Origin of the sequence: Enterobacter cloacae complex sp. IR5418 (genome assembly GCF_049238105.1) — a bacterium.
Lineage (GTDB): Bacteria > Pseudomonadota > Gammaproteobacteria > Enterobacterales > Enterobacteriaceae > Enterobacter > Enterobacter hormaechei.
Window position 1 is genome coordinate 65,314 of sequence record NZ_JBMKHS010000013.1, and the last position, 15,587, is coordinate 80,900.

14 protein-coding genes are annotated in these 15,587 nt (G+C 57.2%); 2 read left to right on the forward strand and 12 right to left on the reverse strand.

Annotated features, from left to right (window positions below):
* Nucleotides 1-106: 106 nt before the first annotated feature.
* Nucleotides 107-3,223: a ribonuclease E gene (gene rne / locus ACOTX7_RS12410; RefSeq protein ID WP_221255797.1), complete on the forward strand. Its 3,117-nt coding sequence runs from the start codon at nucleotides 107-109 to the stop codon at nucleotides 3,221-3,223.
* Nucleotides 3,224-3,263: 40 nt separating this feature from the next.
* Here the strand turns inward: rne and ACOTX7_RS12415 are convergent, their stop codons facing one another.
* Nucleotides 3,264-4,202 carry a LysR family transcriptional regulator gene (locus tag ACOTX7_RS12415; RefSeq protein WP_185812648.1) on the reverse strand — a complete coding sequence of 313 codons (939 nt, stop codon included), beginning with the start codon at nucleotides 4,200-4,202 and terminating at the stop codon, nucleotides 3,264-3,266.
* A gap of 109 nt (nucleotides 4,203-4,311) precedes the next feature.
* On the opposite strand from ACOTX7_RS12415, the gene ACOTX7_RS12420 reads away from it, so the two are divergent.
* Nucleotides 4,312-5,526 carry an MFS transporter gene (locus ACOTX7_RS12420; RefSeq protein WP_350364096.1) on the forward strand — a complete coding sequence of 405 codons (1,215 nt, stop codon included), beginning with the start codon at nucleotides 4,312-4,314 and terminating at the stop codon, nucleotides 5,524-5,526.
* 76 nt (nucleotides 5,527-5,602) lie between these two features.
* Here ACOTX7_RS12420 and flgL read toward each other — a convergent pair whose 3' ends face one another.
* From flgL to flgB, 11 genes are all read right to left on the reverse strand, one after another.
* A complete protein-coding gene (flgL, locus tag ACOTX7_RS12425) occupies nucleotides 5,603-6,556 on the reverse strand; it encodes a flagellar hook-associated protein FlgL (protein WP_205921090.1) in 954 nt (317 codons plus the stop codon).
* 16 nt (nucleotides 6,557-6,572) lie between these two features.
* Nucleotides 6,573-8,213: a flagellar hook-associated protein FlgK gene (gene flgK / locus ACOTX7_RS12430; protein WP_205921091.1), complete on the reverse strand. Its 1,641-nt coding sequence runs from the start codon at nucleotides 8,211-8,213 to the stop codon at nucleotides 6,573-6,575.
* 75 nt (nucleotides 8,214-8,288) lie between these two features.
* The gene (gene flgJ, locus ACOTX7_RS12435; protein ID WP_006809260.1) at nucleotides 8,289-9,242 is read right to left on the reverse strand and encodes a flagellar assembly peptidoglycan hydrolase FlgJ; all 954 of its coding nucleotides are present in this window, start codon (nucleotides 9,240-9,242) and stop codon (nucleotides 8,289-8,291) included.
* Nucleotides 9,243-10,340, reverse strand: coding sequence for a flagellar basal body P-ring protein FlgI (locus tag ACOTX7_RS12440; protein WP_006809261.1), 1,098 nt, complete (start codon nucleotides 10,338-10,340; stop codon nucleotides 9,243-9,245).
* A gap of 12 nt (nucleotides 10,341-10,352) precedes the next feature.
* Entirely contained in the window at nucleotides 10,353-11,051 is a 699-nt protein-coding gene (gene flgH, locus ACOTX7_RS12445; protein ID WP_003857987.1) for a flagellar basal body L-ring protein FlgH, read from the reverse strand.
* Nucleotides 11,052-11,108: 57 nt separating this feature from the next.
* Nucleotides 11,109-11,891 carry a flagellar basal-body rod protein FlgG gene (flgG, locus tag ACOTX7_RS12450; RefSeq protein ID WP_000625853.1) on the reverse strand — a complete coding sequence of 261 codons (783 nt, stop codon included), beginning with the start codon at nucleotides 11,889-11,891 and terminating at the stop codon, nucleotides 11,109-11,111.
* An 11-nt stretch (nucleotides 11,892-11,902) separates the two neighbouring features.
* Complete coding sequence (locus tag ACOTX7_RS12455) at nucleotides 11,903-12,658, reverse strand: flagellar basal body rod protein FlgF (protein WP_006809263.1); 756 nt, start codon at nucleotides 12,656-12,658, stop codon at nucleotides 11,903-11,905.
* A 20-nt stretch (nucleotides 12,659-12,678) separates the two neighbouring features.
* Entirely contained in the window at nucleotides 12,679-13,887 is a 1,209-nt protein-coding gene (gene flgE, locus ACOTX7_RS12460; protein WP_006809264.1) for a flagellar hook protein FlgE, read from the reverse strand.
* A 26-nt stretch (nucleotides 13,888-13,913) separates the two neighbouring features.
* Nucleotides 13,914-14,624 (reverse strand): flagellar hook assembly protein FlgD, encoded by a 711-nt coding sequence (gene flgD, locus ACOTX7_RS12465; RefSeq protein ID WP_221813565.1) that lies wholly within the window; start codon nucleotides 14,622-14,624, stop codon nucleotides 13,914-13,916.
* Between the two features lie 11 nt (nucleotides 14,625-14,635).
* Entirely contained in the window at nucleotides 14,636-15,040 is a 405-nt protein-coding gene (flgC, locus tag ACOTX7_RS12470) for a flagellar basal body rod protein FlgC (protein ID WP_003857997.1), read from the reverse strand.
* 3 nt (nucleotides 15,041-15,043) lie between these two features.
* Nucleotides 15,044-15,460, reverse strand: coding sequence for a flagellar basal body rod protein FlgB (gene flgB, locus ACOTX7_RS12475; protein WP_047353550.1), 417 nt, complete (start codon nucleotides 15,458-15,460; stop codon nucleotides 15,044-15,046).
* Between the last annotated feature and the right edge of the window lie 127 nt (nucleotides 15,461-15,587).

A 15,587-nucleotide genomic window follows, 5' to 3' on the forward strand; every position in this document is an offset into this window, starting at 1 on the left:
GTGAGGTTGGCGACGTGAACAGACACGAGGCCATCGGTTCATACCCCGGAAAGCGTCACCTTGCCCGCAGCTTTGTCGTCAATGTAAGAATAACGAGTAAGTTACGATGAAAAGAATGTTAATCAACGCAACTCAACAAGAAGAGTTGCGTGTCGCCCTTGTGGATGGGCAGCGCCTGTACGATCTGGATATCGAAAGTCCTGGACACGAACAGAAAAAAGCGAACATTTACAAAGGCAAAATCACCCGCATTGAACCAAGCCTTGAAGCTGCATTTGTCGATTACGGTGCTGAGCGTCACGGTTTCCTTCCTCTCAAAGAAATTGCCCGCGAATATTTCCCTGCCAACTACAACTCCCATGGCCGTCCGAACATCAAAGATGTTCTGCGTGAAGGTCAGGAAGTTATCGTTCAGATCGATAAAGAAGAGCGCGGCAACAAAGGTGCCGCACTGACCACCTTTATCAGTCTGGCAGGCAGCTATCTGGTATTGATGCCAAACAACCCGCGTGCGGGTGGCATCTCTCGCCGTATCGAAGGCGATGACCGTACCGAGCTGAAAGAAGCGCTGGCAAGTCTTGAGCTGCCAGACGGCATGGGCCTTATCGTGCGCACCGCAGGCGTCGGCAAATCTGCCGAAGCGTTGCAGTGGGACCTGAGCTTCCGCCTGAAGCACTGGGAAGCCATTAAGAAAGCGGCTGAAAGCCGTCCTGCTCCGTTCCTGATCCACCAGGAAAGTAACGTTATTGTGCGTGCTTTCCGTGATTATCTGCGTCAGGACATTGGTGAAATTCTGATTGATAACCCGAAAGTGCTTGAGCTGGCTCGCCAGCACATCGCCGCGCTGGGTCGCCCGGATTTCACCAGCAAAATTAAACTGTACACCGGTGAAATCCCGCTGTTCAGCCACTATCAGATTGAATCCCAGATCGAGTCTGCCTTCCAGCGTGAAGTGCGTCTGCCGTCCGGCGGCTCTATCGTTATCGATACCACCGAAGCGCTGACCGCTATCGACATCAACTCCGCGCGTGCAACCCGCGGCGGCGACATCGAAGAGACCGCCTTCAACACCAACCTTGAAGCCGCAGATGAAATCGCCCGCCAGCTCCGCCTGCGCGACCTGGGCGGTCTGATCGTTATCGACTTCATCGACATGACCCCGGTTCGCCACCAGCGTGCGGTTGAAAACCGTCTGCGTGAAGCGGTGCGCCAGGATCGTGCCCGTATTCAGATTAGCCATATCTCGCGCTTCGGCCTGCTGGAAATGTCCCGTCAGCGCCTCAGCCCGTCACTCGGCGAGTCCAGCCATCATGTTTGCCCGCGCTGTTCCGGTACGGGTACCGTGCGTGACAATGAATCTCTCTCCCTCTCTATTCTGCGTCTGATTGAAGAAGAAGCGCTGAAAGAGAACACCAAAGAGGTTCACGCCATTGTTCCGGTGCCGATTGCCTCTTACCTGCTGAACGAAAAACGTGCAGCGGTGAGCGCAATCGAAGCGCGTCAGGGTGGCGTTCGCTGCATCATCGTGCCAAACGACGAGATGCAAACCCCGCACTATCACGTACTGCGCGTGCGTAAAGGCGAAGAGACAAGCACCCTCAGCTACCTGCTGCCGAAGCTGCATGAAGAAGAAATGGCGCTGCCATCTGATGAAGAGCCTGCCGAGCGTAAACTGCCTGAGCAGCCAGCATTAGCAACCTTCATCATGCCGGAAGCACCGCCGGAAGCAACGCTGGAAAAACCAGCGGCAAAACCTGCTGTGCAAAAAGCGGCGCCTGCCGCGCCAACAGCGCAGCCTGAGCAACCGGGTCTCCTGAGCCGCATCTTCGGTGCGCTGAAAAAAATGTTTGCTGGCGAAGAAGTACAGCCTGAGCAGCCGAAAGAAGCACCAAAAGAAGCGAAGCCAGAGCGTCAGCAGGACCGTCGTAAGCGTCAGAACAATCGTCGCGATCGCAATGACCGCAACGACCGTAGCGATCGTAACGAGCGCCGTGATAATCGTTCCGAGAACAACGAAGGTCGTGAGCAACGCGAGGACAACCGTCGCAACCGTCGCGAGAAGCAACAGCAGAACGTTGAAGATCGTGACATTCGCCAGCAGGCGGGCGATGAGTCCGAGAAGAGCAAACAGCGTGACGAGCAGCAGCCTCGCCGCGAGCGTAACCGTCGTCGTAACGACGAGAAACGCCAGGCCCAGCAGGAAGTCAAAAACCTGAACCGCGAAGCGCCTGTAGAACAGCAGGACACGGAGCAGGAAGAGCGTACTCAGGTTATGCCGCGTCGTAAGCAGCGTCAGCTGACCCAGAAAGTACGTGTGGGTGCTGTTCAGGCGGAAGAAAACGACGTTATCGCGGTTGAAGCGGCAGAAAGCACAACGGGTACACAGGTTGCGAAAGTTGACCTGCCAGCCGTAGTGGAAAATCAGGTTGAGCAGGACGAAAGCAGCGAAAACCGTGATAACGCGGGTATGCCGCGTCGCTCCCGCCGTTCTCCACGTCATCTGCGCGTGAGCGGTCAGCGTCGTCGTCGTTACCGTGACGAGCGTTACCCGACTCTATCTCCAATGCCACTGACCGTGGCGTGCGCGTCACCTGAAATGGCATCCGGTAAAGTCTGGATCCGTTATCCGGTTGCTCGCCCGGAGCAGGCTGTTGAAGAACAGGCTGTGACCGAAGAGGTGATTGCACCGGTAGCGGCGGTGGAAGAGGTCGTGACTGAAGCGGCAACCGTGGTTGAACCGCAGGTAGTTGAAACGGCGGCACCGCAGGCCGTGGAAGTGGAAACGACCCATCCTGAAGTGATTGCTGCGCCGGTCGATGCCGCCCCGCAGATCATCGCCGAAGAAGATACCGTGGTGGCTGAAGAAGTCGCGGAAGAAGCTGAGCCGGTCTCCGTAGCAGAAGAAACCGCAGACGTTGCCGTTGAAACTGTGACGGAAGAGGTTGTTCAGGACGTTGATATTCAGGTTGAACCTGTTGTTGAAGAGGTCAAAGCGCCTGAAGTGAAATCCGAGCCAGTTGAGGCCGTTGCCGCGCCAGCGCCTGCTCACGTTGCTACCGCGCCAATGACTCGCGCCCCGGCACCTGAGTATGTTCCTGAAGCGCCGCGCCATAGCGACTGGGTTCGTCCGGACTTCAACTTCGAAGGTAAAGGTGCTGCCGGTGGTCACAGTGCGACGCACATGGCTACTGCCCCTGCTACCCGTCCTCAGCCTGTTGAATAACGCACGCTAAGACTGAAAGCCGACCTTCGGGTCGGCTTTTTTATGGCTGTTGCAGGGGCTTTCTCATCCCGGTCACCTCCGGCATTATCTGCCGCATTAACTCCAGAAAACGCCGCAAGCGCGCCGGATAATAACGAGACCAGGGGTAAACCAGATGTACCGGTAACGCTGCCGGCTGCCACTCTGGCAGTAAATGCACCAGTCGTCCTTCCTGAATATCATCCTGTACCGTCCAGCTGGAAACCACCGCCACGCCAAGCCCGGTGAGTGCCGTATTGCGCGCCACATACAGGCTGTCTGTACTCAGGCGTGGCGTAATGGTAACCCGCGCCGGGGCAGATGATGCATCGTGGAAAAGCTCCACATGGCGTTGATAAAAAGAGCTGATGGCAATCCAGGGAAGCTGTTGCAAATCGTCCGGCGTGTTAACCGCGGGATAACGGGCCAGTAGTTCCGGTGACGCCACCACCGAGCGCGGCACCTCGGCCAGCAGCACAGATACGGTCGCCGGATCGACTTCTGCGCCTACCCGAATAGCGCAGTCCAGATTATCACCAAGGAAATCAGCTGACCGATCGTTGAGCATCCACTCAACAGACAACTGCGGATAACGCTGCAAAAACTCGGTTAACGGTTTCAGAAGCTGATCCTGGCCAAACGCGTGTGGAGCGCGCACCCTCAGCACCCCGACAGGCTCATCTTCCGTCTGCCCCACCTCGTCTTCCAGCGCCAGCCAGCTGTCAATCACCCGTCGGGCATGCTGATAGCAGCGTTCGCCGTCATCGGTCAGCCGGGTCGTATGCGTTGTGCGCAGCATCAGGCGCACGCCCAGCATAGTTTCAAGCGACTGCAACCGTCGGCTCACCGTGGCCTGGGTTGTTGCCAGCTGGCGTGCCGCCGCAGAAAGGGAACCTGCCTCAACAATGCGAACGAACGTCCGCATCAGTTCTACGCGATCTATACGCTCAGACCTTTTCATCTCATTCTTACTCATACGCTACACGTATAAGCGTTTTACCACCGCGCCCGCTACCGTCGCAAGGGGTACTGATAAAAAATAGCCGCACACGACGAATGAGGAACATCCTATGAACATAACCACCACCACCCGGGCCGTAAGCCGCTGGGTAATTTTAATGCTGGCGCTCGGTGCGGGCTTCAGCGTGGCATCCATCTATTATGCCCAGCCTCTGCTGCCGCTGATGGGTTCAGACCTGCACCTGAGCATCGAAGGCATGGGCCTGGTCCCGACACTCACCCAGGCGGGTTATGCCCTGGGCATCCTGTTTCTGCTTCCGCTCGGCGATCGCCATGACCGCAGAACGTTGATCCTGATAAAAAGTGCGGCCCTGGCGCTGTTCCTGCTGGGCTGTAGCCTGACCGGACAACTGCACTCCCTGTTGCTCACCAGCCTGCTGATTGGCATGGCCGCCACCATGGCGCAGGATATTGTCCCGGCCGCAGCGATCCTCGCGCCGGAAGGCAAACAGGGAAAAACGGTCGGCACGGTGATGACCGGCCTGCTGCTGGGGATTTTGCTCTCCCGAACCGTGAGCGGCGTGGTGGGTGAAGCCTTTGGCTGGCGGGTGATGTATCAACTGGCCGCCGCAAGTATTGCCTTTGTCGGCGTGGTGATGTGGGCCGTGCTTCCCCGCTTCGCCGTTCACTCCACGCTGAGCTACCCGGCGCTGATGCGCTCCATGGCACACCTCTGGCGTCGCTACCCGGCGCTGCGTCGGGCCGCACTGGCCCAGGGTTTTCTGTCGATTGCCTTTAGCGCATTCTGGTCAACGCTGGCGGTAATGCTGCTGGAACGGTATCACCTTGGCAGCGCCGTGGCGGGTGGGTTTGGTATTGCCGGTGCCGCAGGCGCGCTGGCCGCACCGCTGGCAGGGGGTCTGGCGGATAAGCTGGGGGCCGGTAAAGTGACCCAACTGGGTGCCGCGCTGGTGACGCTCTCGTTTGCCCTGATGTTCCTGATGCCAGCACTGGGTGTACACGGTCAGTTGATCCTGATTGCTCTCTCTGCGGTCGGTTTCGATCTTGGCTTACAGTCCAGTCTTGTGGCCCACCAGAATCTGGTCTACAGCCTTGAGCCGCAGGCACGTGGGCGTCTGAACGCCCTGCTGTTTACCGTCATTTTTATCGGAATGGCGCTGGGTTCAGCATTAGGCAGCAATATCTATACGCTGGCAGGTTGGTCTGGCGTGGTGGCGCTGGCAACCCTGTGCGGTGCCATTGCGCTGGCTATCAGAGTGATTGAAGGCGCCCGGGTGCTGTCCGCACAGGCCGAAAGTGTGTAAAAAAAATGCCCAACCCGGACGGGTTGGGCAGTCAAAACATGCCCAGTTTCATGACATGTTCCAATCGGTCAGCGTCTTATCTGTTCATCTGGAACAAAGACATACCCTGCATATCGCTAAAGGCTTTATACGAGGCCTGCAACGCCGCCTGCTGCATGGTGTAGGACGAAATCACCGAGTTCCAGTCCACGTCAACCAGGTTACTCATCTGCTGAGTCTGCCCCAGCGCGCGGTCTTCACCCAGAGCGTCCAGCTTGCCCAGCTCATCCAGCTTGATGCCGAGGTCGGCGCGCACGGTCAGCACGTTGTTGAGGGAGTTGCTCAGGCCACGGTTGGCTTTATCAATCGCCGCGGTAAACGCCTCAGACTTCGTTTCGTCATCGCCAATCGGTTCATTCAGCGCATCGATGGCAGCATCGAGGATCTTGAACAAATTCGTTTCTGGCGCACTACCATCTGGCTCTGGCTTCGCATTGCTGGTGAAGCTGGTGAAAACTTCAGTGCCCGTATGGCTGATTTGCATCGTGCGCGCGGAGTCAACCTGCTGGCTGATTGGCGTTCCGCCGCCCTTATAATCACCCGTAGTCTGGTCGAAAGCCGCCGCTTCGGTTTTGTAACCGGAAAAAATATAGCGACCGTTACCATCCGTGCTGTTAGCCAGGTTCATGAGCTGATCGCGAATACCTTGCAGGTTCGTTGCCAGCGAAGCGCGGTCATCGTCACTTAACGTACCGTTACCCGCATTGACAATCTTTTCCTGAGCAGCCTGGATAGCGGTTGTCACTTGCGATAACACGTTCTCTTCCAGCGAGACTTTCGTCGTAGCGAAGGAGCGCGCCAGCGCATACTGGCTGTTTTGCGTTTGAGCCTGAGAGAGCACCACGGCCTGCGAGGCGGCAATCGGATCGTCAGATGGACGGTTGATGCGCTTACCCGTAGACATCTGCTCGCCGTAGCTGAGCCAGAGACTTTGGGAGTTCGTCACGCCGCGCATGCTTTGCTCATACATCATTTGAGTACTAATACGCATTTTTTATGCCTCAGCCTTAGCGGATATTGATCAATGCATCAAACAGCGTGCTCGCCGTTTGCAGCACCTGCGCATTCGCCAGATAGTACTGCTGATAGCGTTGCAGGTTGCCATACTCTTCATCCAGGTTAACCCCGGAAATTGACTGCTGTTGTTTGGTCAGCTGCGTCACCACGTTAACTTTGGTTTCGCTGCTGGTTTTCAGCGACGCCGTGGTGCTGCCCACCGTACTGACCAGCGCGGCATAAGCATCGTTAAAGGTTTTATTCCCCCCCACCAATTTGGCGCTCTGCAAATCCAGCAGCTTCTGGCCATTGGTATTGTCGCTTTCGCCGCTTCCTTTCGCGGAGGCCATCGCCAGTTTGGATTCGTCGCTGATCGCAACGTCCATATTCACAATAACGTCATTCACCGGTTTAACGATGAAACTGTCTTTATTATTGGCTGAGCCGCTAATCTTGACGTTGAGACCATCAAACGACAGATTACCGCCAGTATCAGGTTTGGCCGTGAAGCTGGTGTTGTCTGACAAACGCGTGATTGTCCAGTCAGTACCGTTGTACTCAACTTTATAGTTTGTCGCCTGGACCTTGGTACTGTCCGTCATTGTTGCCGTAACGGACGCGCTCCCGGTGTTTTTGCCGTTACTCAGCACCGCCGGAGAGCCAAAATCAAACAGCTTGCCGCCTGCGTCCCCGTTGGCATCAAAGCCCGCCTGGTGCTGGGTATTCATGGCATCCGCAAACGCCAGCGCCATCTGGTTAAGCGTATTTCGCGCCTGATCCAGATCCTGAGAGCGGAAGGTTAACAGGCCCCCAAGCGACCCCGTGGTGATCTGTTTTTCTGAGATTTCCACGTTGCCCACGGTTGCATCCACATACGCAAGCGTTGTACGTGCAGGATCCGCACTGGATTTCACCGCCGCCAGCTGGCTGGCGTTGCTGCCCTGTACCAAGGTGTAACCGTTGGCGATAGAGATGTTGTAGGTGCCGCTGTCCTGTACGGTAACGTCCACACCGACAATCTTGTTCAGTTCACTCACCAGCTGATCGCGCTGATCGAGCAGTTCGTTCGGGGATGCGCCCGCACCAACGCCAGTCAGCCGGGAGATCTGATCGTTAAGATTGGCAATCTGCTTCGCATAGTTATTGATCTGATCGACGCTGGTAGAAATCGCCGTATTCACCTGCGCATCCTGATCGCGGAGATATTGATCGTTGGTTTTAAACTGATTTACCAGACCATCCGCCTTCCCGAGCACCGTCTGGCGTGCAGCCGGATCTTCTGCGTTACTTACCAGCGTTTGCAGACTTTTAAAGAAATCCTGGAGGTTGGCAGAGAGCGAATTAGTGGTATCCGAGAGCACGTCGTCAATTTTTGACATCTGCTGGTAGCGCGTGGTCAGCCCACTGCTCTGGTTCTGCGCCGCGCGCAGCTGGTTGGTGATAAACGCATCATATTCACGCTGAACACCGGAGACATAGACCCCGTTACCCACCCAGCCACCGCCGGTCAGGGTGCTGTTGGATGCCCCCAGAATGGTGGTCTGGCGGGTATAACCTGCCACGTTATAGCTTGAAATATTATTACTGACGGTATTGAGTGCCGACTGCGCAGCACTGAGGCCACTCATGGCGCTGTTAATCAAACTGGACATGGGGGTTCCTTTTATACGTTCAGACACGAGTCCTGATGAAGGTTATCGGCAACCTCCACCGGGACTTGAGAACTTTCAGAACAGATTTTCGAGATCTGTGCTATAGGCTTTGCTGACCTTCTCAGACATGGATTTCAGTTGCTGGATCATGCTGGTCAGCTTGCGCGCATAGTTTGGATCGGTCGCGTAACCAGCATTCTGCAATGCCTGAGCGCCCTGCTCTGGCGTGGCGGCCTGGGTCACGGCGGTGTAGCGCGGATTCCGGCTCAACAGCCCGACATAATCCGACAACGCTTCCAGATACGAGCTATAGACGCGGAATTTGGCTTTCACCTTCACCGCCGCACCATTTTCATATTCGGTGGTGGTGATTTCCGTGGTCGGCCCCTTCCAGCTGGAGGTGGCCTTCACGCCAAAGATGTTGAAGCTCGGCTCACCGTTCTCCCTGCGGATCTGACGTTGACCCCAGCCCGACTCCAGCGCCGCCTGCGCCAGAATCAGATGGTGCGGCACGCCACTCTCTTCACTGGCAAGACGCGCTGGCAGAGAGAGCTGCGCCAGGAAGTCTTTGCTGTCGCCAGAGAGCGGCTCGTCACGCGTTTCTGCTGGCTTCGGCATCGCCTTACGCACCATCTGCGTCAACGCCTGATTTTGATAACTGGTCACCTTTTCCAGATCAAACTTCAGCGGCACCTGCTGCGGGGTCTCTTCAGGCGGCAGCCCCTGAGCGGCTGCGGTCTGCTTCACAATCATGTCCGCCAGGCCAAGCCCCTTTCCGGCGGTCATTTGCTGGGCAATCTGCTGATCGTACATGCTGGTGTAAAGCCGCGTGGAATCGCTGCTGAACATGCCATCTTTCGGCAGGGTTTCACGCATGCTTTTCAACATCATCTGCACGAACATGCCTTCCACCTGACGGGCAACCGGGCGGATATTCGCCGCCGGATCCTTGCCCGCTTTGGTTTTCAGCTCGTTGAGCGACTGGGCATCCCAGGCGGCACTGGTCAACAGTTTGCTATCGGTCAGCATTTAGATGATTTCCAGTTTAGCGCGCAGGCAGCCTGCACTTTGCATGGATTGCAGAATGGACATCAGATCCATTGGCGTTGCACCCAGCGCGTTCAGGGCACGCACCACGCTGTTCAGGTTGGCGCTGGAACGCACGCTCTGCAACGAACCGCCGCTCTGACGCAGATCAATCTGCGTTTGCGGGGTCACTACCGTCTGACCACCACCAAACGGCGTATCCGGCTGGCTGACGTTGGCCGAACGGTTAACCGTGACGGAGAGATTACCCTGCGCCACGGCACAGCTGTCCAGCGTCACTTCGCGGTTCATCACCACCGAGCCGGTACGGGAGTTGATAATGACTTTCGCATCCTGCACCGGCACGTTCACTTCCATGTTCTGGATATCGGCCAGCATCCGCACCTGGTTACTGCTCCCGGTTGACGTGCGGATCTGCACGGTGCGGGCATCCAGCGCGGTGGCGCTGCCGTAACCCCGGCTGCGGTTGATGGTGTCAGCGATCTGCTGCGCCATCGTAAAGTCTTCGTTATTCAGTTGCAGGTTAATGGTGTTGCCGGTACCGAACTGGGTCGGCAGTTCACGTTCAATGATCGCGCCGTTGGTAATACGCCCGCCGTTCAGCTGGTTCACCTGCACGCTGCTGCCGCCCGCCGACGCGCCTGCCCCGCCTACCAGAATGTTGCCCTGCGCCAGGGCATACACCTGGCTGTCAACGCCTTTCAGCGGGGTCATCAGCAGCGTACCGCCGCGCAAACTTTTGGCGTTACCCATCGACGAGACAACCACGTCGATGGTCTGCCCCTGACGCGCAAAGGCCGGATAAGACGCGGTCACCATCACGGCCGCCACGTTTTTCAGCTGCATGTTGGTCCCGGCCGGTACGGTAATACCGAGCTGAGAGAGCATGTTATTCAGACTCTGGGTGGTGAACGGCGTCTGGGTCGTCTGGTCACCTGTGCCATCCAGCCCCACCACCAGGCCGTAGCCAATCAGGGAGTTTTCACGCACGCCCTGCACGCTGGTGAGATCGCGAATGCGGTCCGCCTGCGCAACGGTTGCAACCAGCGTCAGTGCCACGGCGAAGAGAAATTTATACATAGGTCACCTCGCTTACATCGGCGATAAGTTAAGGAAGAAGCGTTGCAGCCAGCCCATATTTTGCGCTTCGTTGATGTAGCCGTTGCCGACGTACTCAATGCGCGCATCCGCCACCTGGGTGGACGGTACGGTGTTGGTGCCGCTGATGGTGCGAGGGTTAACCACACCGGAGAAGCGAATAAATTCCGTGCCCTGGTTAATGGCGATCTGTTTTTCACCCACCACGTGCAGGTTGCCGTTCACCAGAACCTGGTCAACCGTTACCGTCAGCGTTCCGCTGAAGGTATTGCTGGCGTTCGCACCACCTTTACCGTTAAAGGTGTTGCCGCCAGAGGCTTCCACATCCGCACGGGCGTTGCCGAACAGCCCTTGCAGATAGCGCGGTACGGTGTCGAAGCCAAAATTGGTTTTGCCGTCGCGGCTGGCGTTCGCCGACGAACTTTTGCTCGCACTGACGTTTTCCTGCAACACAATGGTCAGCGTATCGCCAACGTTACGCGGACGACGGTCTTCAAACAGCGGCTGATAACCGTAATTAATCGGCTGCGCGGTCTGGAAAATAGAGCCGTTCACCACCGGCGCGGGGCCGGGAACGGGTTGGGCGGTAGTCGCACCCTGTACCAATGGTTTAGACGGGATCCAGGCACACCCGCTGAGGGTGACGGCCAGAACAGTCAGGATCGGATAACGAAACGCCGCGTTTTTTTGCATTGCCTTCATCTTCGAAAACAGGGAGCCGGTGCGGGGTTTACCGCACCGGGCTACACCTTAAAGTTGCGTCAGTTTTTGCAGCATCTGGTCGGTCGTCGACACTGCTTTACTGTTAATTTCATAGGCGCGCTGAACCTGGATCATATTCACCAGCTCTTCCGCCACGTTGACGTTCGAGGTTTCCACATACCCCTGATACAGCAGCCCCGCCCCGTTCAGGCCCGGTGTACTTTCATTTGGCGTACCGGAAGATTGCGTTTCGGTGTAGAGATTCTCACCGATGCTTTCCAGGCCGGTATCGTTCATGAAGGTCGTCAGGTTGAGCTGGCCAACCTGGACCGGCGCGGCCTGCCCTTGCTGCGTGACGCTGACGATGCCGTCGCGGCCAATGGTGATGCTCAGTGCGTTCGCCGGGATGGTGATTGCAGGCTGAACCTGGAAGCCGCCCGCCGTCACCAGCTGACCGTTCTGGTCCACCTGGAACGAACCGTCGCGAGTATAGGCTGAGGTTCCGTCAGGCAGTTGCACCTGGAAGAAACCCTGACCTTTAATGGCAACGTCTTTACTGTTGTTGGTCTGGGACAGGTTGCCCTGGCTGTGCAGACGCTCGGTGGCAACCGGGCGCACGCCAGTACCAATTTGCAGACCAGACGGCAGCGTGGTTTGCTCAGAAGACTGCGCTCCCGGCTGACGAATCGTTTGATAAAGCAAATCTTCGAAAACCGCACGCTGACGCTTGAAACCATTGGTGCTGACGTTTGCCAGGTTGTTGGCAATCACATCCATATTGGTTTGCTGTGCGTCCAGACCGGTTTTCGCGATCCATAAAGAACTGATCATAGGGAGTCCTGTTAACTCATAGCCAGAAGTTGGTTAGCCTTGCTCGCGTTTTCATCGACGCTGCTGATGATTTTCATCTGCATTTCGAAGCGGCGAGCGCTGGCGATCATGTCGGTCATGGCTTCCACCGGTTTGACGTTACTGCCTTCCAGCACGCCGGACATCACGCGGATGGTCGGGTCGGCCTGTAGCGTAGCGCCACGCGTGGCCTGAGCCGCCTGGGTCAGACGAAACATCCCGTCATCGCCACGCTGCACTTCATTGCCTTCCGCTTTCACCAGCTTCAGACGACCGACAGGCGCAACGGTGTTAGCCGGGTCACCCGGGTTTAACGCCGAGATCGTCCCGTCTGCCGCAATGGTCAGCTCTGACCCTTCCGGCACCGTCAACGGACCGGCTTCGCCCATCACCGGATGCCCCTGAATCGTCAGCTGCCCGGTGGCACTTACCTGGATATTACCGTTGCGGGTATACCCTTCCCCGCCGTCAGCCGTTTGCACCGCCAGCCAGCCGTCCTGCTGAAGGGCAACGTCCAGCGGACGCGCGGTGTAATCCATCTGGCCTGGCGTCATGTCGGCGCCCGGCGTGGAGGCGGTGACCAGCGTACGCGTGGGCAATGACAGCCCTTCTACCGGCACTGCGCGCAGCGCGTTGAGCTGCGCACGAAAACCTGGCGTGGAGGCGTTCGCCAGGTTGCTGGCGGTAACAGCCTGCTGATTGAGCGTCTGGCTTGCTGCGCCCATCGCGGTATATATTGCGTGATCCATTGCGCTTTCCCGTCAGCTGCTTAACGCAGGTTAACCAGCGTGTTGAGGATCTGATCCTGGGTTTTGATGGTCTGCGCGTTGGACTGGTAGTTACGTTGCGCAACGATCATGTTCACCAGCTCTTTACTCAGATCGACGTTCGAGGCTTCCAGCGCGCCGTTGGTCAGCGTACCGAAGTTGCCGGAACCCGCAGTACCCAGCAGGGCAACACCGGAGGACTGAGTGGCAGACCAGACGTTATCCCCTTCGGATTTCAGGCCTTCATTGTTGGCGAAGTTTGCCAGCACGATCTGGCCCAGCACCTGGGTCTGTTCGTTGGAGTAGTTACCGACAACGGTGCCGTCATCGTTGATCTGATAGCTCACCAGATCGCCCGGCTTATAACCGTTCTGGCTCGTCGCCACGATGTTGTTTGCACCGGTGTTTTGCTGCATGGAGTTGGCGAAGCTCATGGCAAACGTGGCTGGCGTCGCGCCCGGAACAGTACCCGTGGTGATATCAATACTCCCGCCCCCCGTCAGCACACCGCTCTCGTTAAAGGTCAGCGTGGTTTCTTCCGTCACCGCGCTTCCCGCCACGCTGCCGTCCTGCGAATACACCTTCCAGGAGTTGGCTGGCGTCGCGTTTTTGACATAGAACAGGTTCATGTTGTGCGCATTACCCTGGCTGTCAAACACCGTCACGGTGCCTTTCTTGTTGTAAGAGTCAGGGTTGGCCGGGTCGAAGGCGACGGTTGGCGCGGTATCGGTGGAGTTCAGGTTGATCTGCTGAGAGGCCGTCGTGGTGGACTTCGCCGCCATCAGCGTCGTTGGGATGGAGATCGCCTGCGGATTCGCACCGGTTTGCACCGTCGGCGGCGTGCCCGCAACCGGATAACCGGTTAACTGAAGCCCCTGCATGTTCACCAGGTTACGGTTTTCATCCAGCTTGAACTGGCCATTGCGGCTGTAGAACACGGAACCGTTGGCGTCCACCATACGGAAGAAACCGTTCTGGCTGATGGCGACGTCCAGACCGCGACCGGTGTTGGTGGTCGTCCCGTCGGTGAAGTCCTGGGTGATGCCCGCCACCTTCACGCCCAGGCCCACTTTAGAGCCTGCAAACATATCTGCAAAAGACGCAGAACCGGATTTAAAACCATAGGTCGCGGAGTTGGCGATGTTGTTGCCAATGACGTCCAGGTTGGTGGCCGCAGCATTCAGGCCGCTGACCGCTTGAGAAAAGGCCATGACTTACTCCTGATAAGTATGAAGGCTTAGATAATCTGCCGAACTTCGTCGAGTGTGGTGGTACCGGAGGTACCCAAATCCAGCTTGTTGCCATCGCTACCTTTGATGACCCCCTGAACCAGGGCAAACTGAAGCGGCTGAGCCACCAGCTGGGTCGTACCGCTGCTGGCGCTGATTGCCACGTTGTAAGAGCCGTTTGGCGCTTTCGTGCCGTCGGTCAGGCTGCCATCCCAGGTAAAGGTGTGGACGCCCGCTTTCAGCTCGCCGATATCAATGGTGCGTACCACTGCCCCCGTAGCGTCAGTGATGGTTGCGGTGACTTTGTCGGCTGGCTGCTGCAACTCAACGCCAAACGGCGTGGTGGTGGTGGTTGAGGTGCCATCGGTGGTGCTGGTGCCCGCCAGAATCGTGGTCCCCGGGATCATCACCCCGTGACCAATCAGGTTGGCGGCCTGCAAGGACTGGCTATTATCGATTTGACCGGAGACAGAGCCGAGGGTGGTGTTCAGTTTCTCAATGCCGCTGACGGTACTGATCTGCGCAAGCTGCGTGGTCAGTTCGTTGTTCTGCATCGGGTTGGTCGGATCCTGATTTTTCAGCTGCGCCACCAGCAGGGTCAGAAAGCTGCTCTGTAAATCGGAGGCATTACTCCCGGTAAGGGTGCTGGAACCGGTCGCACTGCTGGTGCTGTTGACGCCGGTATTTGTCGGGTCATTCACGTTTACGGCGATGGACATGCGTGTCTCCTTTACTGGCCGAGAGTGAGTGTTTTGAGCATCATGCTCTTCACGGTATTAAGCACTTCGACGTTTGCCTGGTAGCTGCGTGACGCGGACATGGAGTTCACCATCTCCCCGACCACATCCACGTTCGGCATTTTCACGTAACCGCTGGCATCCGCGAGCGGGTTGCCTGGCTCGTAAACCAGCTTGTCGGGCGCCTGGCTCTCAACCACATCCGCCACTTTTACGCCGCCCGTTGCCGCACCCGGAGCAGCATCAACCTGGAAGACGACCTGCTTAGCGCGATACGGTTGTCCGTCAGGGCCGGTCACGCTGTCGGCGTTGGCCAGGTTACTGGCTGCCACGTTCAGTCGTTTGGACTGCGCCGTTAATGCCGAACCGGCGATATCAAAAATATTCAGCAAGGCCATTTACTAATTGCCCCCCTGTAGGACGGTCATCATGCCTTTGATTTGCCCGCCGAGTAGCGTCAGGCCTGTCTGGTATTGCAGGCTGTTATCGGCAAACTGTGTGCGCTCCCGGTCCATGTCGACGGTGTTGCCATCAAGCGAGGGTTGATCGGGAATACGGTAAAGTAAGTCGGTCGAAGGCGCGGTCATCGCCTGAGCGGGAATATGACGTGAAGATGTCAGGGCCAGTGAGACACCCGTTCCTTCGGCACGTCCACGCTCCATCACTTTTTTGAGTTCACTGGAAAAATCAATATCGCGCGCCTGATACCCGGGGGTATCCGCGTTGGCAATATTGGCGGCTAAAATCTCCTGCCGCTGGGCGCGTAAATTGAGCGCTTCCTGCTGAAAACGTAACGCGGCGTCGAGTTTATCGAGCATGTCTCCTCCGCTGATGAGAAAATTTCAGTTCACAGCTTAAATCTCAAGGCGTCTCCCTTATCGACGGAATAAGCGCAAAATGCGTCGCTATTTGTTGCGTTGATGGAAAACCACTGCGGGTAGAATT